Here is an 18686-nt window from a genome sequence, read left to right on the forward strand (position 1 = left end):
CAGTTGGCACAACAAAAAGTCACGTGGTGACGGTTGTGCGACTTTCCGTCCATGGATTACGGGGGATTCATGAGACGCCAAGCAACGCGTCCAGCTACAATGGAAGGTCCGCCGTTGAAGCCGACGCCCCGCGAGGTCGCCCATGCGAGGGATTAGCAACGCCGCCCATCTTATTGGCGCCCCACGGCTAGTAGTTTCGCTCTCACTGCTAGCGGCCTTCGCCCACGCCGCCCCCTCCCCGCTTGACCGCCGGGTCAGCGCGCTGCCCGGCGGGGTGGAGTTGCGTGACCGGGCCGATAGCCTCGCGTTGGCCGGTTGGGGCCAGGTGCTTCTCGACCGACGGGTCGATCCCCACTGGCTGCTCGCGGGCGCCGGACCGGGCCGGCTCGGCGACTCCTTGAACGCGACGCTCGCCGCGCACGGCGGCGCTGTGTCGGATCTGGGGGGGGTGCTCTACATCGGCCCCGCGGATTCGGCCGCCAACCTCCGCACGCTCGCCGCCATGGCCGAGGGGCGGCTAAGCCGTCTCGACGCAGGATCGCGGGCGGCGATGCGGCGGGTCGACTCGCTCAGCTGGCCGCGGCTGACAGAGCCGCGTGAGCTGATCGAGTCGCTGCTCGCCGGGCACGGCTTGCGGATAACGAACCCCGACCGCCTTCCACACGATGTCTGGCCGGCCGGCCGATTGCCTGCCATGAGCCTGTCGGATCGGCTGACGCTGCTGCTGGTGGGGTTCGACCTCACCTGGGCGCCTGCTGGCGAGCGGGGCGCAATTGAGCTCGCACCGGCGCCGCCGCAGCCGACCCTGACCAAGAGCTACCGGATCGCGAGCCGGGCGAACTGGTCGGCGGAGGACTTCCGTGCGGCGTTCCCCGACGCCCGGGTCGAACGACGCGGATCGTCGCTCGAACTCACCGGCCGGGTCGAGGCGCACGACCACTTGCAGACGGTCCTGCGCGGCGGCCGCAAGGCGGCCGACAGCCCTGGCCCCAGGAGCGAGTCCCCTGGCGAGCAACGCCTGACGCTGAGCGTCCGCAGCCAGCCGGCCCGGGCTGTGCTGGAGAAGGTCGCGGGGGCCCTCTCCTTCCGCATTGATTACGACCCGGCGCACAGCGCCGAGGTGCTCGGGGCGCTCGCGAAACGCATCGACGTGAGCGTCTCGCAGGCGACGCCAGGCGAGTTGCTTGAGCAGATCGCGGCGCAGTCGGGCGTGGCGATCAAAGTCGAAGAAAACGTCGTGCGGGTGACGCTTGCAGATGAGTAGGGCTGGCTGCCTCAGTCGGCCGGCGCGATGTCACGCAGCTTGGATCGGGCGCGGCTCAGCAGCGGGCCGACGCTGTTCTCCGGCATGCCTGTGGCGGCGCTGATGTCGCGGTAGCTCTTCCCCTCGAGGTGGTACATCCGCACCACCTGCGCGTCCTGGCCGTCGAGCCGCTCGAGCAGGGCCTCGACTTCTTCGCGGTCGGCCATGCGTTGCTCGGCGCCGTTGGCTTCGACCACGCCCTCGGGTAGGTGGGCGACCGGCGTCTCGCCGCTGAGGGCCTCGACCAGCTTGCGGATCACCACCCGCTGCGAGATGACCGTCAGGTAGGTCGCCAGCGAGCTCTGGCCGCGGAAATGCCGCAGCACGGCGTGGTCGTTCTCGATGATCGCCAGGAACACCTCGGCGATCAGATCTTCGCGGTCGGCGTTGGACAGCTTGATCGACCGGCTTCCCGCCACGTGGTTCACGACGTGGACCACCAAGCCCATGAAGCGGTCGACAAAGTCTTCCCAGGCTCGCGGCGCCCCATTGAGGCAGCGGTCGAGCAGTCGGCGGTCGAAGTCGGAGAGGGCCACTGGCGGTTCCCTACGGGCTAAGTGCGGCCGGCGTGTTTCCAGTTTTGGATCGGCGCCGGAGTTGGATTAATCTGCCCCTGCCCAGGGTTGGACTCGACACGGCCTGCTCTCGCTGGCCCGCGAGACCGAAGCACAAAATCGAAGCCCGACGGAAGCCGCCGCCCTCCTTGTGCGTGCCGAACATTGCGAGTGGTCGCCGCGATCAAGACGCCGCGGCTGCCGTCTAAATCCAAGTATAGGTAGGGCTTGCGGCCGGGGCAAGTTCACTGCCGCTGGTTGACACTCGGCTTGCCTCATCCTACGATTCGCGGCAGGCGGCGAGTTTGCCGCTTGCGGAGGATTTTTGGCCGCCCGAGGGCCAGGTGTCCCGGAGCCGCGGCGGGGGCCGATAGCCCTTAAACTCGCCGGGCACGGCCCCACAGCCAAGGCCCGCCGCGGCTTGTCCCAGTGACGGGACCTCCGGAACGTAGACTAATACACACTCGAAGTGGATGGCCGGCCCGCCGGCGAGGGAGAACTACAGAATGGCGCACGTCGTTTGCGAACCCTGCTTTGGCTGCAAGTACACGGACTGCGTCGTGGTCTGCCCGGTGGAGTGCTTCTACGAAGGCGAGAAGGTGCTCTACATCCACCCGGACGAGTGCATCGACTGCGAGGCCTGCGTCCCCGAGTGCCCGGTCGAGGCGATCTTCCACGAGGACAACGTCCCCGAGGATTGGAAGAGCTGGATCGAGAAGAACGCCGAAGAGGCGCCCAACTGCGAGGTGATCACCGAGAAGCAGGAGCCGCTGGCCGACAGCTGATTTCTACGACGGTGTGTCCCGCATCTGGCGGCGCCGCTCTGCAGGCGCCGCGAAGCTTTGGCGACACCGCGAAACAACGAAAGCCGCCGGCTCGTTTGAGCCGGCGGCTTTTTTCGTGCTGTGACGCCGCGGCTTGCAGCGCGTCCTACTTCAGGTCGACCGACCAGTAGGCCTCGTCGACAAAGCTCCTCCAGCTAGCGTACTTGGGGTTGCCGAGTTTGATCGACAGCAGCGGGCTGCGGCGGGGCCGCACCGGCTTCTTGGTGAGCTTCATGTGGGCCTCGGCCGGCGTGCGTCCGCCCTTGCGGACGTTGCACCGCACGCAAGCGCACACGACGTTTTCCCAGGTGGTCTGTCCGCCGCGGCAGCTGGGGACCACGTGGTCGATGCTCAGCTCGCTGGTCGCGAAGCTCTTGCCGCAGTACTGGCAGCGGTTGCCGTCGCGGGCGAACAGGTTGCGGCGGTTGAGCCGCACCCGCTGCCGCGGCGCCTTGTCGAAGTGCAGTAGTCGGAGCACACGCGGCGCCTGGATCGAGAAGTTGACGCTCCGCACCCAGTCGCTGTGCGGGTCGATCTCGTCCTCGAACTCTGCCCGCAGGGCGCTGATCTCCTGCCACGACGTGAAATCGTAGTTGGCGTAGACGCCGTTCTCGATGTGGATCACCTCGGCCAGCTCACGCATCAGCAGGCCGAAGGCGCGTTTGACATCTACGACGTGGATAGCGCGGTACTGCCGGTTTAACACCAGCACGCTCGAGTTCAGAGCGCTCGCGTTAGCGGTCGACATGCGTGGTCTCGGTATGCAGGTTGAGCCTGGAGTTTCAGCGCTGAAACCCGGAGCTTCTGGGGTGAAGCTCGGAGCTTCCGCGAAGAAGCCCTCTGGGGAACATCACCTTCGGACACTCCGAACCGGCAAGCGGTTCGGATTACCCATTAGCGAATAACCCAGTGGCGAACAACCTGTCGCCGCTGGCCGCGGGGGGAAGGCGACGCGGACCACCGTCGCGGGCCCGGCTGCAGCAGCCGGCGCGCTTGGGAGGGCCGCGACGCGTTCCGCGCGCCGCAGCGGCGGAATCATCTCGACGCCTCAATTCTAACCGAGGCAGAACCCCACGACCAGATAATCCAGTGGTTCGCCGGCAATCTTCGCGGATTCTTCAGGAACCCATCCCGAGGCACGCCCCCGGCCCGGCCGCCTGCGATCCGGCTGCTATCGGACCTGTTTTGGGCCGTCGCCCGCCGTCCGACTTGCTTCGGCGTTTGGTTTCGACTTACGATGATACCTGTGAACATTTGGAAGAGGCGGCTTGACTGGTTCCTCACCCACACCGGATGTCTGTAGCATGATCCACTTCACCTGTGACGGCTGCCAGCGACCCATCAACCTCGAGGAGGAGCTGCGCTACGTCGTGCGGGTCGAAGTCTACGCCGCCTTCGACGGCGAGGAGTCGCATGACTCCGACCGCGATCACCTGCAGGAGATCGAGGACATCCTCGAGGCCCTCGACGAGCTCGACGACCAGGAGTGCGAGGAAGAGGTCTTCCAGCAAGTCCGCTACGATCTGTGCGGCGATTGCCGCAAGAAGTTCTTGCGTAACCCTCTCGGGCGGCTCTCGACCGGCCGGGTCGGCTTCAGCAACAACTAGCGCCGGCGTTCTGGAACCCCCTTCGCTCGATTCAAGCACCGCCTTGCTGGCAGGTATCGCGGCCCAACTGCGGCAAACCTCTGCGTGAAGCATACGCCCCCGCGCGACTAACCCGCTGGGCGGCAGGTACAATGCCTGCATCGACCAGCCGACGCGTGACCGCGTCCCCCTTCACGATTCAGGCCCGCTACGCATGTCCTACCGCGCCCGTCTGTCCGCCAAGCCGCTGGCCGACCTCTGCCACCGGCTGGCGCTCTCTACCGAGTCGGGCATCGACATCCGCCGCTGCTGGCAGCGTGAGGCCGAGCACGCCCGCGGGGCGAACAAGAAGGCCTACCAGCGGGTCTACGAGGGCGTTGCCGCCGGCGACTCGCTGAGCGTCTCGCTCGCCAGGACCGGACGGCAGTTCCCGCGGCTGTTCCTCGAGATGACCCACGTCGGCGAGCAGACCGGCAGTCTGCCGGCGGTGCTGCACCGGCTGAGCGAGCACTACCAGCGTCAGTTTGAGATGGCCCGCGACTTCCGCCGCCAGCTCGCCTGGCCGGTCTTCCAGCTGGTCGCCGCGGTCGTGATCATCGGCGTCCTGCTGGCGATCCTGGCCGCGCTCAACGCCACCAAGCTCAACGGCGAGCCGATCGACGTGCTTGGCCTCGGCGTCACCGGCCAGGACGCGGTGGTGCGGTACATCCAGCTGGTTGTCGTGGCGCTCCTAGTCGCCTGCGGCCTGCTGTACGCGATCCGTAACGGCGTGCTCTCGCTGCGGCCGCTGCAACACCTCGTGATGCGGGTCCCGGTGGTCGGTCAGGCGATCGAGAAGATCTGCCTCGCCCGGCTCTCCTGGGCGTTGCACCTGACGCTGAACGTCGAGATGGACCTGCGGCGGCTCGTGCCGCTGGCGCTCCGCTCGACCGGCAGCGACTACTACACCTCACGCTCCCAACAGATCACCGACGCGATCGTCGCCGGCAGCCCGCTGCACCAGGCGTTCGCGCAGACAGGGATCTTCCCCGCCCACTTCCTCGACGCGTTGTACGTCGCGGAAGAGAGCGGGCAGATCGTCGAGTCGATGTCGCGGCTCTCGCGTCAGTACCAGCAGGAAGCCGACCTTGCCATGGCCACCCTTAGCACGGTGCTCGGCTTCGTGATCTGGGGCGGCATCATGGTCATGATCGCCGTGATGGTGATCCGCCTGTTCAAGGTGCTCTACGTCGATTCGATCACCGACGCGATGAACCTATAGCGGAATCGTTCCGTCCCACTGTGTCTTGTTCGAGCGGAACAGACCGGGCGTCCCCAGAGCCAGCACCAGCAGCACGGCCATGCTGAGAATCGACGTCGGCTCGGGCACGGCTTGGCGGCTCGAAGCCCCCGCGACGCCGGCGCCGTAGTTGGCCAGCCAGACGTCGTAGTCGGCGGTGGTGACAGTGCCTGGCGTGGCGTCGTTTGGCAGGACGACGCTCGTCCCTTGGTTGTCACGCCACACGGTGTAGTCCGCCGCGTTCACCACGCCGTCCTGGTTGTAGTCGCCTGCCAGGGGCGATGGGGCAGAGAGCACCCCAACAGCGAACAGCGAAGCATGGTCGAGCGCCGCCCAGACGTGGTTGTTCGCGGCGTCGACGCCGTAGGCTCCCAGGTCGCCGGCGCCGAGCGCTCCCCCGCCTGGTCCAGCCAGGTATTCCTCCCACGAACCAGCGAAGAAGGAGGGAGTTCCAGCCGAATTGCCATCGACCGCCAGGGCCCACTCACCGGCGACCGCGTCGTACCACAGCAGGCGCAGGTCGGACTCGTCGGCGTCGCCCGCCAGCAGCAGCTCGTCGTAGGTGAACTGCTGCACGTACAGGTCGCCACCACCGCCGCCGAAAGCGAGCTCGACCGGGACGCCTAGGATATCGGCAGACGCAGGGCTGGGGTCTGCCACGAACTGCATCGACACGGACTGGTCTGCGCTGCTAACGCCGTCAATCAGGGTCGCGGCGACTTCCGCGCTGTTGACCCCCACCGTTTCCGCAAAGGCTGACCCGCTAGCTACGCTGACGCTGTCCGTCGTTGTGTCGGCGAGTGCGTAGTTGAGCGTCCAACTCACGTCCGGCACGGACTCGGCGTTCGCCAGGAAGGTCTCGAAATCGACCTGATCGTTGACGATATAGGCGGTTTGCTCGAGCGACACCGTGTAGGAGCCGGTGTGCGGGCCAGAGAGCCGTCCGAAACGCATGAACGTGGCGGTGGCCTGGATCGAGTCGCCGTCCAGCAGCCGCTGCTCATTAGCGAAGCCGTCGACCGTAAAGGGGCCGGAAGTTTGGCTGCCGATTACCTTGACCGCAGCGCGGAAGCCCTCGGCGGGCGCCGCGGCGTTGCTGAGCGTGACCATCTCCGCGGCCGCGACCTCTACGCCCGCAAAGTTGCCCGACAGCGACTCGCTGTCGTAGAGGTCGACGCTGAGGGTCGCGACGTCGTCGGGGTCGGACGGGTCGCCCTCGTTGATGACACGGAAGTCGCTCTGGTACTTGCCGCTGGGAAGCGAACGGTCCACGAGGGCGACGTCGGGGGAGAAGAGCGACTCGCCCGCGTCGATCGCTTGGCCGCTGGGTGGGGAATCGGACGTCAGGTCGCCGCCGGGGAGGAGCTCGATCGAGAAGGTCGTGCCGGTGGGGGCGCTGTTGGTCACCTCGACCCCTCTGCTAAACGTCCCGGTCCCGCGGAGCGAGTTGGCCCCGAGCGTCGATCCGGTGACATCGAACTGCCCGTCGTTGACTGAAGGGAAGAGCCCGCTGCCGCCGTTGCCGGACCCGCCGTCGAGCGAGAAGTTGTCGATCGCGAACTCGGCCGGCTCGAAGGAGTTGTCTAGCGAGTAGAGCTCGATGTAAAAGTAGTCGATGTCGATCAGCGGCCCGCCGTCGACGTTCTCGAACTCGTCGTACAAGAACGAGGTGTCGAACTGCACGGTGTCGGAGTAGCCGTCGAACCCACCGAGCCCGGTGAACGTGTTGCCGAGGTAGGCAGAGTAGTACGCCTGGCGGCCCTCCGAGTCCTCGATGTAGATGTCGATGTAGTCGTTCGTCTGGAACGGCTCGCCGCCGACCGATTGGGCGAAGTTGAACTCCACGCTCTGCGTGTCCAGCCCCGAGAGATAAATGTCGACCGAACCCGAGTAGGGGTTGCCCCACATCGCGTCGGCGTCGATGCCGAAGGCGTTGCCGGCGACCTGATAATTGTCGTCGAAGAACAGGTTGTTGCCCGAGTAGTTGTAGATGTCGACGCCGTCGGGCGTGAGGTACGCGTACCCCTCGGGCAGCAGACCGGTGGGCGAGGCAGGCCACAGGAATCCGTCGCCGGCCGGGCCAGAGGTGAACGTGTAGAACACCTGCTGGGCGGTCGCGGCGGCGGGCAGGGCGGCCGCAGCCGCCAACGCGAAGAGGAGGCGATGCATCGGATGCTCCCAGGTGAGGTTCAGGCGCCGGAACCCGCAGAATCTAAAGGGTCGGCTCGCCGGCTGTCAAGCAACCGAGCGTCGGCGTCGGTTGAGATGGACAAGCGGGCGCCGCCGAACAGGCCGAAGCGACCGAGCTGCGATGAGGCGACCGCAGCAGTGCGATTGGGAGCTAGTCCGCCGCCGAGGCGAATCGGGGCGTTCTTCAATTTCTTTGTAGAAGTCGCCCACCAAGCGCGGTCAAATAGAGGGGTTGCTCTCGAACGACGTGGGAGCGGACCGCCTTGGAACAGCCGACGGTGGGGGGAGTGCTGCGCGCTCACGGGAATGGTCTCGCAGGGCGTCGCCCTCTGGCCGCCGCCGGGGGGGGCCGGCGGAGTCGTGCGTGGGGGTTTTGTCCCGTTTGCTCGATAAATCGGACTATACCCGCTGAGCCCATTTGTGGCGGGCACGGCGTTTGAGGCTGCTATAGCAGGGGGAAACGGCGTTAATGGATCAGGGGAGAACTGTGGCCCGGAGAGCGGTGGGGGACAAAACCCCTTCGGGCGGCGCCCGCCGGGGCGTGGCTCGCCGGCTGTCGGACGCTACTTCGACCGCCAGAATGACGGCATCCCCAGTACCAGCACGGGGAACAGCTCGAGCCGGCCGAGCATCATCAGCAGCACGAACAGCAGCTTGGCGAACGAGCTGAACGCCGAGTAGTTCTGCGTGGCGCCCACCGTGCCGAGCCCCGGGCCGATGTTGTTGAGCGTCGCGGCGACCGCGCTGGCCGAGTCGATGAGCTTGTTCTGCAGCGGTTGGTTGTGCTCGGTCCACGTGGCGTCCGGCTCGAGGCCGACCAGCAGGATCCAGCTGAACATGAACAGGAAAGTGACCAGTCCGAAGTACAGCAGGATCGCGCGGCGGAGCTCGGGGTCGGGGATCGGCACGCCGCCCAGCCGCAGGTGCCGCACGACGTTCGGGTGGAACGAGTGCTCGATCTCCAGCCGCAGGATCTTGACGAACAGCACGTGGCGGATGACCTTCATGCCGCCGCCGGTGCTGCCCGCGCAGCCGCCGACAAACATCAGCAGGAACAGCATCGCCCGGCCGAACTGGTTCCACTGGTCGAAGTCGTGCGTGCCAAAGCCGGTGGTCGTCAGGATCGACACGAACGTGAACGGCACGTAGCGGGCGGCCGAGATGGCCTCGGACGCATCGGACAGCACGCCCTCGCGGTCGAAGTCCTCGTACAGGTAGACCGAGATCACCCCCAGCAGGAGCGAGCCGCCGAGGATAATCGCCATGTAGCTCCGCCACTCGACGTCGCGGAGCATGATGGCGCCCCGGCCAACGGTCACGAGGTAGATTAGCGTGAAGTTCATGCCGGCGATGATCATGAACACCAGCACCGTGTAGTCGATCGCCGCGCTGTTGAAGTAGCCGAGGCTGGCGTTGTAGGTGCTGAACCCGCCGGTCGCCATGGTGCCGAACGCGTGGCAGATGGCGTCAAACCAGTTCATGCCCTCGATCTTGAGCAGCACCGCCAACACCAGATTAAGCGCGCAGTAGATCGCCGCAAAGGTCCAGGCCGTGTGCTGCATGCGTTCCTGCGAGCCCTCCTTGCTGGGGCCCGGGATCTCGGCCCGCATCAGCGCCTTGCCGGCCGAGCCCTGCCCGAGCACCGCTACGAACAGCACGATGATGCCGAGCCCGCCCAGGAAGTGCGTGCTGCAACGCCAGAACAGGATGCACCGCGGCAGCAGCAGCGGGTCCTCGATGTCGGTCAGCACCGTGGCGCCGGTGGTGCTGAAGCCCGACTGCGACTCGAACAGGCAGTCGGCGACATTCATCAGCCGGCGCTGGCCGGAGTCGTAGTCGGCCCACGCGATCGACGAGTGGCTGAACAGGTAGGGCAGGGCGCCGAGGGCGGTCGCCAGCACCCAGCTCAGCCCCACCACGGCCATCGCCTCGCGGCGGTAGATGCTGACATTGGCGCCACGGCCCAGGTAGCGGAACACGCCGCCGAGCACCACGCACCCGGCGATCGAACCGGCCAGGGCGATCAGCCCCTGCCACTCGATGTGCTCGGCCTGGCCGAACCACGGGAACGCCCAGGGCACGCTGCCGAGCATCGTGGCGCCCATCAGCCAGGAAACCATGCCCAGCAGTCGGAGGACGATTGGGTAATTCATGGGTGCGTCAGTCGCCTCTCTCGAACATCGGCGTCAGCTCCGACGCGTCACGGTCGTGCAGCAGCGCGACGATGGTGTCGCCGGTCCGCAGCTGGTCCTTGGCCCCCGGCACAAACGCGTAGTCGTCCCGCGTGATCGCCGCGATCAGGCACTGCTTGGGCAGGTGCAGCGCGGCGATGATCTCTCTGGTGACCGCGGCGTTTTTTTGCACCTCGATTTCGAGCGCGACAATGTCCCCCTCGCCGAGCGGCGTCCGTGAGACCACCGGCCCGGAGGTCAGGTAGCCCATGATCTGCTTGGCCATCGCCTGGCGGGGGCTGACCGCGAAGTCGATGCCCAGCTTGCCGACCACTTGGGCGTAGTCCGGCCGGCCGACGATCGCCATCGCGCCCTTGGCGCCGAGGTCGCGGGCCTCGACCGCGGCCATAATGTTGTCTTCGTCCTCACCCGTGCAGGCGACGAACACGTCGGTGCTGGCGACCCGCTCCTCCTCAAGCGTCGCGCGGCGGGTGCCGTCGGAGTTGACGACCGTGGTTTCCTCGAGCATGGTCGCCAGGAACTCGCACCGCGTGCGGTCGATCTCCAGCAGCGTCACCGCGAACCGCTGCGACTCCAGGATCCGCGCCAGGTGCAGGCCGGTCTCGCCGCCGCCGACAATCACCACGCCGGTCTTGCCGCCCCGCTCGCCGCAGATGCCGGACTTGACGTCCTCGACGCTCTGCCGGGCTCCGATCACTGTCAGCCGGTCGCCCGGCGAGATCACGTCCTCGGCCGAGGCGATCTTGCTCTCGCCGTCGTGCGTGATCGAGCCTATCAGCACCCCCTTGGGGAGGCCGATCTCTCGCAGCGACTTGCCGACCAGCTTCGCCTTCGGCGCGGCGGTCACCTCGCTGACCTCGATCTCGCCGCGGGCCAGGTTCTCAACCACCACCGACCCGGGGTGGCGGATCGCCCGAGCCAGCTCCATCGCCGAGAGGTGCTCGAGGCTCAGCAGCCGGTCGATGCCGAAGTGACGCTGGTAGTCGAAGGTGCTGAGGTCGCGGAACACCGGGGCGTAGACCCGCGCCACCACGCGGCGTGCGCCCATCGATCGCGCCATACTGGCCGACACCAGGTTCACCTCGTCGTCGCCGGTCACCGCCAGACAGAGATCGACCGAGCTGATGCCGGCCTGGAACAGCACGCTCGACTGCGAGGCGCTGCCCGCCAGGCCTCGGACGTCGAGCGTCTCGTTGATGTGCTTGATCTGCTCGGCGTCGGTGTCGACGACCGTCACGCTGTGGCGCTCGCGGCACAGCATCGCCGCAACGCTGTGGCCGACTGTGCCGGCGCCAAGGATTACAACACGCATGTCTGCCGCTCTGGGGATCTTGAACCGCCCGCCGTGCCGGGCGAGCCTGGCTGTCGGGCGGGGCCGGGCTGTGGGGCCCGGACAAGTTAAGCAGTGAAACAGGCGACGCCAATGCTTGCAAGTCCGGTCCCCCGCGGGGGCCGCACAATTGGGCGGTCTGGGCCAGGCCTGCCGCCGCCGGAAAGCCCCCGTTTTGAGGTCGAACGCACCCAATCGGCGCGCTAGAACGGCGTCCCGCCGGGCGGGAGCCGGTAGACGCTGGGCTGTGGCGCCGGGGCCGCGACGGGAGCGTTCAGCGGGGGGGCGGCCGGAGTCATGGTTGGGGCAGCTTGCTGCGACGCTGGCGGGGCTGCTGTTGCAATAGGCGCCGATGTCGGCGGCAGGCTCGGCGTCATATAGCTGGGCGGCGGCATCGTCGGCGCGGCGGCCGCCATCGCGACCGACGCCCCCTGCGGCTGCCAGCCGAGTTGCTGTGTGGATGGCGCCGCCGGCTGCGCTGGCCCCGCGGCGCCGAAGCCCTGGGGAGCCGTCGCGCCGAGGTCCACCACCGGGTGGCCCTGCATCATCGGCGGCTGGAAGACCTGGTTGGGGTCGCCGGTCGCCGCGTTGACCACCGCCGAACCGACATCAATCCGCAGCCCAAGGTCTGCCGCCGGCACACGGACGGTCACCACCTCTGGAATCGAGACCTGCGCCTGCGGTTCGTAGCGGAAGCGGTCGGCCGTGGCGCTCGCCAGCAGTGTGCCGTTCTGGTCGATGATGCTCTGCTCGGTAACCCAGCCGTGGGGGTCGATCACGTAGATCCGGGTGAGCTGGCCACGCGGCGTAACCTCCACGGCCCGCACCTCGAGCTTGCCGTCCGACCGCGGCATCGGCGGCTGAGCGGCGCCGGGCGTGATTGTGACCATGCCGAGCGCCTCGATGATCCAGCGGGGTTCGATCGGCAGCATGTTCTGGGCGCCGCTGCTTGCGTACTGGTCGTGCCGCACCGTGTAAAGCGGCGACTGCCCGTCCTGCCCCTTCATCTGCCGGGCCCACAGCCACAGGCGTTCGTCGTTGCTGCCGAAGTCGACCTCCGGCCCGGTCAACGCCCGAGCGGTAAAGCGGAACCGCTGCGGCTGTTCGAAGGCGATGTTGCCGCTCAACAGCGGCAGGTTCGGCAGCCCCAGCACCGAGATCGACGCGTTGTTGCTGAGGTAGGTCCGGATCCGGGCCGTGTTCTGATTGACGGCCGCGATCACCTGGTCGGCAGTGGCGGTTGGGGCGAGGATCTGCGGCGCCGGCGGGCCGGGCGCGTAGCTGGAAAGCATGCTAGAGGTCGAGCGGCAACCGCTGGTGATCAGCAGCAGCACCGTGAACATCAGCGTGAAGCCGAGGTACAGGGCGGCGTTCTTGGCGGTGGTGGCCGCGAGCGACGAGGCGGTTTTCATCTGTGGGGGTCCTCAGGCGGCCAGGAGGCTCGACAGTTGCTGCTGGATTGCCGCCGCCCGCTGCGCGTTCGGGGTCGCCTCGGGCACGTCGTAGGTCTCGTCGCGGCGGGTGCAGTAGACCCTCAGCCCTGGGGCCGGGGTGGGCGCCTCGGTTTGAGGGCCGCCGAACAGCCCGTGCCGCTCGTCGGCCTCGATCCGCATCACCCGCCGGCGGACCAGCAGCAGCGTGAGCACGTAGCGGGCCTCGGCGTGGGCCGGGTCGTCGGCCCACTGGTCGAACAGCTTGAGCAGCACGTCGTTGGGCGCCATCGCCCTGCCGGCGCCCGCTTCCCCGGTGGGCCGGGACTCCCACCAAGCCACGACGTCTTGGTCGTCGTCTGCCGGGGGGCCGGGCCAGTGCTCGGCGGCGTAGTCTTCGCGCTGCAGCACCCCACGCACCTCGCGCACCAGCGAGAAGTAGTGGTCGGCCGCCTTCAGCGGCAGATCACTCTTCACGCACCGTCGCGCGCCAGTGGGGATTTCGAGCTCGGGCTGCATGCGGTCTCTCGGCGCCTACGGAGTAGGGAAACAGGCGCGGGAGAGTAGCCGCCCCGGCAGGGCAGGGCAAGCGAGATTACACCGCTAGCAGAGGTCCCGGGTGCAGCCGGGCCCCATGATCAGCCGAGGCCCGAGGTCAGCCGGCGAGAAACTTCTCGAAGTTGCTGTGCAGCAGCATCTTGGCGTCGCGGCGAACCTCGTCCTCGGTCGCCTTCCAGCCCGTGGCGGCCAGGTCGGCGTGCTTGTCTGCTAGCACCGTGGCGATCAGCTTGCGGCTGTGGTCCCACTTGTAGATCAGCTGGTCCAGGACGCGGGCGTCGGAGTGCTGCGGTATGAAGGTCGGGCCGAGCAGCTCCATCCGCATCCGCGTCAGCTCGTCGATCAGCGACGGGTTGTTGAGGAACCACCAGCAGCCGAAGATCATCAGGTTGCCGAACTTGCGGGCGGCGACCATCAGCTCGTGCTGGTTCTCGCGGGCCAGCATCGTGCAGAAGAAGCGGTTGTCCGGGAAGTCGCGGCAGAGCGTCAGCACCGAGCCTACGTCCGACTTGCCGACCGTGTCGCCGCCGTCGCGGAGCGACGCATTCACCTGCAGCTGCGAGCCGATCATCATCGCGAACGGCAGCCCCCGCTCCGCCAGCACCGGCAGCACCACCTCACGCAGCGCTACGCTACCGGTCGAGTTGTCGTCGGCGCCGCCGTAGCGGAACGACGGCGGCAGGCTCACCGCGCCGTAGATGCCCCGCGTGCGGTCGAGCCAGTCGCGCAGAAACCCGCGGGCGTTCTCGAGGCTGGCGTCGCTCTGCTCTTCGTAGACCTCGTAGCCCCACTCCGACAGCAGCCGCGCCGCGCCGGCCCAGTCCCGCAGCAGGTTGTCGAACCGCAGCACGGGCGCAAACCGCGGGTCGCTGCCGACCTGCGGGTCGGCCAGCCACCGCTGCCGCTCGTTGGGGTCGAACACGGCGTTGGTCATCGTGATCCGCGAGACATTGGCGATCTCCATCACGCGATCGATGTAGTCGCTCGGGTCCTGCTCGGCGAACCACGAGCGGTAGCCGGCCAGGTCGCGGTCCGAGGGGTCCAGGCCGAGCTTCTCGAGGGTCGTGAGCACGCCGCGGCACGCCTCGCTGAGCGGGCTCCGCTCGAGGAACAGCTCGCGCCAGATGTGGTCGGCCTGCTCCTGCTTGCTCATCTTCCAGAAGTCGGCGTACGGCAGCTTCGAAGCCGGCACGCAGCGGTACACCTCGGCCACCAGGTAGTGGTAGGTGAGCAGCTCGTCGATGCCCCACAGCAACAGGCCCTGCGGGTCCGCTTTACCGCTCGAGCCCCCCGCCGGCGTCCCGAAGGTCGGCGGGTACAGATGGGTGTGCATGTCCCACACCGGCTGCTCTTCAATCGCCTGGCTGACGAGTTCGGCTAACGGGGTCGGGGCGATGGCGGTGCTGGACATGACGTTTGGCGGTTGAACGGGCGTGGTTGATGGAGCGGGCGTGGACGATGGAGATAGCGAGCGGACGACCGTCTGGCGGCGGTGCACTCGCCAGCTCACGCTGGGCCTGCACACGCACGAGGCGGCAGGGTGGCGGACGGCGCCGCCCGGCCCCGATTCCACGGAACCCGGAGACCGACACAATGAAGAGGATCGCACTCGGCAGCCGCTCTGCCCAGGGACCCCCCTATGGTAAGCGCATCTCGAGCACCGTTGCCGCATTCCGGGGGTGCAATTCCGCAGCCTCGCGGCGGGCCGGCAGCAGCACGGTCGAGCCCTTCTCGAGCGGCGACCGGCTCGACCCGCAAACCAGGTCGGCCTCGCCGGAAATGACACTTATCAGCTTGAAGCAATCTTCATCGGCGATCGGCGTCGGGCGGTCGAGTGCGTGGCGGTCGAGCACAAACTTGTCGCAGTCGACCAGCCGCTCGCCGCCCCCGTCCAGCGGCTCGGGCGTCTGAGGACTGACCGGGCCGCGCTCGTAGTCCGATACCTCCAGCGACTGCTCGATGTGCAGCGGCCGCGAGTTACCGTCCTTGTCGACGTGGTTCCAGTCGAACAGCCGGAACGTTGTGTTGCTCGCCTGCTGGATCTCCGCGATCATGATCCCCGCCCCCAACGCGTGCACCGTCCCCGCGCTGATGAACACGCAGTCGCCCGGCTGGGCCTCGAACGCGTGCAGGCAGCGGTCGCTCTCGCCCGCCTCGACCGCGGCGGCGAGCGCGGCGCGGTCGACCCCGTCGTTCAGGCCGGCGTAGATCTTGCTGCCCGGCTCGGCGGCCAGCACGACCCAGGCCTCGGTCTTGCCGAGGTCGGGCGGGTCGAGCTTGGCGCCTTGGGCGTCGTTCGGGTGCACTTGGACGCTGAGCGTCCGCTGCGCGTCGAGGTACTTGAACAGCAGCGGGAACTGCTCCTGCGGCGCGTGCCGGCCGAACAGCTCCTCGTTTTTTTCCTCCACTAGTTTCCTCAGGGTCCAACCGTCGTACGGGCCGCCGGCCACGACGCTCTGGTCCTCGCCGTGGTCGACCGCCTCCCAGCTCTCGGCGGCCGATTCGTCGCCAATCGGCTTGCCGAGCACGGTCGCCAGCCGCCGGCCCCCCCACAGGTATCGCTTGAACAAGGGCTGAAACTGTAGCGGGGGCAGCATCGGTAGGGCTCCGGCGGGGGCGGGTTTGCGTTGTGAGGGGTCTCTAGCGTTGTTATTATCAAAGCTTCGTGGGCTCCTGCCCAGCCCACCAATGCCCAGCTCACCCTCGCCCGGCCACCGCCGCACCCCGCCACGTGCCGATCCGCTCCGACCAAGACCTCTTCGAACAATCCAAGATGTCCTTCGGCGAGCACCTGGAGGAGCTGCGGGTTACGCTGTTCAAGTGTGTGCTGGCGATGCTGGTCGGCTCCGCGGTCGGCTTCTACATCGGCAGCGACGTCGTGACCTTCATCGAGGGGCCGCTGCAGGAGGGCCTCAACGAGTTCCGCATCGACCTCGCGGAGAAGCAGGCCGGCGTCGAGTCGCAGACCATCGACGACGAGGTCTACATCCCGCTGCGGATCTACGAATTCGTGGACGGCGAGAAACGCGAGCGCTTGCTGTACCTCCCGCTCGACCAGGACCCGCGGAACCAGATCATCGGCACCGGCATGACCGACGCCTTCATGGTGTACGTCAAGGCCTCGCTGATTGTGGGCGTGGTGGTCGCCAGCCCGGCGCTGTTCTACTTCATCTGGCAGTTCGTCGCGTCGGGCCTGTACCAGCACGAGCGGAAGTATGTGTACGTCTTCATGCCGTTCAGCCTCGGGCTGTTCCTGCTGGGCGCCGCGGTGGCGTTCTTCTTTGCGATCCAGCTGGTGGTGGTGTTCCTGTTTGGGTTTTACGAGTGGCTCGAGATCACCCCGACGCCGCGGATCAACGAGTGGATGAGCTTCGTGCTGCTGCTGCCGTTGGGCTTCGGCGTCGCGTTCCAGTTGCCGCTGGTGATGCTGTTCCTCGAACGGATCGGCGTGTTTGGCGTAGCCGACTACCTCAAGTCTTGGCGGATTGCGATCCTGGTGATCTGCATCATCTCGATGCTGCTCACCCCGGCCGACCCCGGCAGCATGATCCTGCTGGCGGTGCCGCTCTGCTTCCTCTACTTCGGCGGTATCGGACTGTGCAAGTTCATGCCCCGCCGCGAATCGCCCTTCGACCCGCCGCCGGCGTAGTTCGCCCACGCCCGGCGAGCTGGAATAGGGGACTGGCTCGCGACCGCAGGGCCGACTTCATCCTTGGGCCAGACCCAACCGCGGTCGCGTGCCCGTCCCCTTTTCCAGCGGCAACCCCCGGGTGGTCTTGTCCCATTTTGGCCTGCCCCGTATTGTCCGAAATATCGATCGGAGGGCACAAAACCCCCAACCGAGCGCCGCCCCGTTTTCCCTAAGTGCTTGCCGGGAAGTCCCTTGAGCCGATTCCGCTGCGAACGGGACACAGGGTTTTGTCCCAGCCGTCACGCACCGCCATCGGAACTACTCCGCAGCCACCGTCGGAAGCCGGCGGTTCGTCCGGCTCGCAGCGCGCGCACGCGTCCCCAAACTGTCGGCTCCCGCCCGCAGCTACGATGGAACCATCGGCGGCCCTGAAGGGATTCCTCGCCGCTACCATTGGACCGCGCGAGTGAGCTACTCGCCACAAAGAATTGGCAACTTCATCGCCAGCGTTCCGAGCAGTAGGTGCGAGGCCGAATACAAGCCCGCAGCGCCAGCAAGGGAACACCAGGATGCGTGTCCCTGTACCGCAGCGGCCGCCGATAGGATCCCTGGCTCTCCGAGCCAGGAACTCCCAGTTGGGAGAGCCGGGGGACATTCCGGGTGGCAGCGACTTTCGCCCGCGATCAAGTTTGCCTACTGGGAAGCCAAGAGCGGGCGAACGTCGGTGTCGCTAGCGACAAGAGGCGATCGAGTTGCAAGCGGACGTCGGCGCCGCCATGCCTCTTGGGCTGCGCCCACCGACGTTCGTTCGAATGAGCACTTACGCTACCAAGCCGCCCCGCGAACGACTGTCGCCGCTACCCCGGTGCGCCGGATTTTCACGCCGGGGCGTCGAAGAAATGGGCTCTAACCCGCTGAGGTTGGGCACACCTCAGCAAGATCGCGCGCGGCTATCTGCGGACGGGTGGTCCAACTTCGGCGCCATAATGACTGACTAAACTTGCAGCGGTGTGGGTATCTCGACGGCGTTGACGACAGAACGACGAGCGTAACCCGGCTGTAGCGAGTGACGAGGATTTCAGAAAACGACCCGACCATAACTCGGGTTCACGCATTTGTTATGTGCGCTCGTTTGCTTTGGCTGGGGCGGACATGTGTTTCGAGATGTAAGCGGATTCGCCCATCCGCTCAAGCAAATCCAATTGTAGCTCAAGCCAGCCCATGTGCCCTTCTTCATCCAGAACAATCCGTTCGAATAGACTTCGTGACCCAATATCACCTGACTCGTATGCCGTGCGAGCAGCCTTGGTATAGAAATCGATTGCTTCCTTTTCGTCGTCCAAGTCGAGTGCGAACATCTCCCGAAGCGATTTGGCAAGGGTTGGTGTTTTCTGAAGTGTTAGCTCGGGTTGTCCTTTTAGGAAAAGGATGCGTTCGATATACGCATCGGAATGCCCGAGTTCCTCGGTCATTTCTTCACGCATTTGTGATGCAAGGCGATCTAGTCCCCAATCCTCAAGTACGCTTGCATGCAACTGATACTGGTGGGCAGCGGTCAGTTCCATCGACAGAGCGGTTTGCAAGTTGGCGAGTGTTTCCGATTTGCTTGACACGGTCTATTCTCCGTTGTTGTGAATGCTAAGTTTTTAACGAGTAGTTGAGTACATAACGCAGAGTGCAGCTGCATTTTGGTTGGTGTGGAGTTTTGTGTAAAATGGCGAAGCCATACGGCCTTGTCGAACAACCTCTTGCCTCTTCGCGTAGAAGCCCGTTGAACGGAGTTTCAACTTAACGGGACGGAGCGAACAT

15 protein-coding genes are annotated in these 18686 nt (G+C 66.4%); 5 read left to right on the forward strand and 10 right to left on the reverse strand.

Translation table 11 applies throughout. The annotated features are described in order from the left end of the window. Positions 1 to 142 precede the first annotated feature (142 nt). Positions 143 to 1264 (forward strand): hypothetical protein, encoded by a 1122-nt coding sequence (locus tag Pla123a_RS19535; RefSeq protein ID WP_146590102.1) that lies wholly within the window; start codon positions 143 to 145, stop codon positions 1262 to 1264. An 11-nt stretch (positions 1265 to 1275) separates the two neighbouring features. On the opposite strand, the gene Pla123a_RS19540 is transcribed toward Pla123a_RS19535, so the two are convergent. Next, entirely contained in the window at positions 1276 to 1839 is a 564-nt protein-coding gene (locus Pla123a_RS19540; RefSeq protein ID WP_146590104.1) for an RNA polymerase sigma factor, read from the reverse strand. A 524-nt stretch (positions 1840 to 2363) separates the two neighbouring features. On the opposite strand from Pla123a_RS19540, the gene Pla123a_RS19545 reads away from it, so the two are divergent. Continuing rightward, complete coding sequence (locus Pla123a_RS19545; RefSeq protein ID WP_146590106.1) at positions 2364 to 2642, forward strand: ferredoxin family protein; 279 nt, start codon at positions 2364 to 2366, stop codon at positions 2640 to 2642. A gap of 145 nt (positions 2643 to 2787) precedes the next feature. Here Pla123a_RS19545 and Pla123a_RS19550 read toward each other — a convergent pair whose 3' ends face one another. Then, complete coding sequence (locus tag Pla123a_RS19550; protein WP_146590108.1) at positions 2788 to 3429, reverse strand: HNH endonuclease; 642 nt, start codon at positions 3427 to 3429, stop codon at positions 2788 to 2790. Between the two features lie 556 nt (positions 3430 to 3985). Between Pla123a_RS19550 and Pla123a_RS19555 the strand changes: the two genes are divergently transcribed. Then, positions 3986 to 4288: a hypothetical protein gene (locus tag Pla123a_RS19555; protein WP_146590110.1), complete on the forward strand. Its 303-nt coding sequence runs from the start codon at positions 3986 to 3988 to the stop codon at positions 4286 to 4288. A 193-nt stretch (positions 4289 to 4481) separates the two neighbouring features. Continuing rightward, complete coding sequence (locus Pla123a_RS19560; RefSeq protein ID WP_146590112.1) at positions 4482 to 5528, forward strand: type II secretion system F family protein; 1047 nt, start codon at positions 4482 to 4484, stop codon at positions 5526 to 5528. On the opposite strand, the gene Pla123a_RS19565 is transcribed toward Pla123a_RS19560, so the two are convergent. The 7 genes from Pla123a_RS19565 to Pla123a_RS19595 form a co-directional block, all read right to left on the reverse strand. Beyond that, positions 5523 to 7715: a hypothetical protein gene (locus Pla123a_RS19565; protein WP_146590114.1), complete on the reverse strand. Its 2193-nt coding sequence runs from the start codon at positions 7713 to 7715 to the stop codon at positions 5523 to 5525. The two genes, Pla123a_RS19560 and Pla123a_RS19565, sit on opposite strands and share 6 nt — an antisense overlap. Before the next feature lie 584 nt (positions 7716 to 8299). Then, on the reverse strand, positions 8300 to 9889 hold the full coding sequence (locus tag Pla123a_RS19570; RefSeq protein WP_146590116.1) for a TrkH family potassium uptake protein: 1590 nt from the start codon (positions 9887 to 9889) through the stop codon (positions 8300 to 8302). Between the two features lie 7 nt (positions 9890 to 9896). Next, positions 9897 to 11453 carry a Trk system potassium transporter TrkA gene (trkA, locus tag Pla123a_RS19575; protein ID WP_261342765.1) on the reverse strand — a complete coding sequence of 519 codons (1557 nt, stop codon included), beginning with the start codon at positions 11451 to 11453 and terminating at the stop codon, positions 9897 to 9899. 8 nt (positions 11454 to 11461) lie between these two features. Continuing rightward, positions 11462 to 12670 carry a hypothetical protein gene (locus Pla123a_RS19580; RefSeq protein ID WP_146590133.1) on the reverse strand — a complete coding sequence of 403 codons (1209 nt, stop codon included), beginning with the start codon at positions 12668 to 12670 and terminating at the stop codon, positions 11462 to 11464. A 12-nt stretch (positions 12671 to 12682) separates the two neighbouring features. Next, positions 12683 to 13207 carry a hypothetical protein gene (locus Pla123a_RS19585; protein ID WP_146590135.1) on the reverse strand — a complete coding sequence of 175 codons (525 nt, stop codon included), beginning with the start codon at positions 13205 to 13207 and terminating at the stop codon, positions 12683 to 12685. A 136-nt stretch (positions 13208 to 13343) separates the two neighbouring features. Further along, positions 13344 to 14657: a glucuronate isomerase gene (locus Pla123a_RS19590; RefSeq protein WP_146590137.1), complete on the reverse strand. Its 1314-nt coding sequence runs from the start codon at positions 14655 to 14657 to the stop codon at positions 13344 to 13346. A gap of 226 nt (positions 14658 to 14883) precedes the next feature. After that, the gene (locus tag Pla123a_RS19595; protein ID WP_146590139.1) at positions 14884 to 15843 is read right to left on the reverse strand and encodes a type I phosphomannose isomerase catalytic subunit; all 960 of its coding nucleotides are present in this window, start codon (positions 15841 to 15843) and stop codon (positions 14884 to 14886) included. 134 nt (positions 15844 to 15977) lie between these two features. Here Pla123a_RS19595 and tatC point away from each other — a divergent pair, with 134 nt between their 5' ends. Continuing rightward, positions 15978 to 16895, forward strand: coding sequence for a twin-arginine translocase subunit TatC (gene tatC, locus Pla123a_RS19600; protein ID WP_146590141.1), 918 nt, complete (start codon positions 15978 to 15980; stop codon positions 16893 to 16895). 1100 nt (positions 16896 to 17995) lie between these two features. Here tatC and Pla123a_RS19605 read toward each other — a convergent pair. After that, positions 17996 to 18490, reverse strand: a complete 495-nt coding sequence (locus Pla123a_RS19605) for a bacterioferritin (RefSeq protein ID WP_146590143.1) — start codon at positions 18488 to 18490, stop codon at positions 17996 to 17998. Positions 18491 to 18686: the final 196 nt, after the last annotated feature.

This window comes from Posidoniimonas polymericola (assembly GCF_007859935.1).
GTDB classification, from domain to species: Bacteria; Planctomycetota; Planctomycetia; order Pirellulales; family Lacipirellulaceae; genus Posidoniimonas; species Posidoniimonas polymericola.

Excerpts from the sequence above, each read along its gene's own strand:
- Pla123a_RS19535 (WP_146590102.1), top strand. The coding sequence starts at position 143 with ATGCGAGGGATTAGCAACGCCGCCCATCTTATTGGCGCCCCACGGCTA.
- Pla123a_RS19545 (WP_146590106.1), top strand. The coding sequence starts at position 2,364 with ATGGCGCACGTCGTTTGCGAACCCTGCTTTGGCTGCAAGTACACGGAC.
- Pla123a_RS19550 (WP_146590108.1), bottom strand. The coding sequence starts at position 3,429 with ATGTCGACCGCTAACGCGAGCGCTCTGAACTCGAGCGTGCTGGTGTTA.
- Pla123a_RS19555 (WP_146590110.1), top strand. The coding sequence starts at position 3,986 with ATGATCCACTTCACCTGTGACGGCTGCCAGCGACCCATCAACCTCGAG.
- Pla123a_RS19560 (WP_146590112.1), top strand. The coding sequence starts at position 4,482 with ATGTCCTACCGCGCCCGTCTGTCCGCCAAGCCGCTGGCCGACCTCTGC.
- Pla123a_RS19565 (WP_146590114.1), bottom strand. The coding sequence starts at position 7,715 with ATGCATCGCCTCCTCTTCGCGTTGGCGGCTGCGGCCGCCCTGCCCGCC.
- Pla123a_RS19570 (WP_146590116.1), bottom strand. The coding sequence starts at position 9,889 with ATGAATTACCCAATCGTCCTCCGACTGCTGGGCATGGTTTCCTGGCTG.
- Pla123a_RS19580 (WP_146590133.1), bottom strand. The coding sequence starts at position 12,670 with ATGAAAACCGCCTCGTCGCTCGCGGCCACCACCGCCAAGAACGCCGCC.
- Pla123a_RS19585 (WP_146590135.1), bottom strand. The coding sequence starts at position 13,207 with ATGCAGCCCGAGCTCGAAATCCCCACTGGCGCGCGACGGTGCGTGAAG.
- Pla123a_RS19590 (WP_146590137.1), bottom strand. The coding sequence starts at position 14,657 with ATGTCCAGCACCGCCATCGCCCCGACCCCGTTAGCCGAACTCGTCAGC.
- Pla123a_RS19595 (WP_146590139.1), bottom strand. The coding sequence starts at position 15,843 with ATGCTGCCCCCGCTACAGTTTCAGCCCTTGTTCAAGCGATACCTGTGG.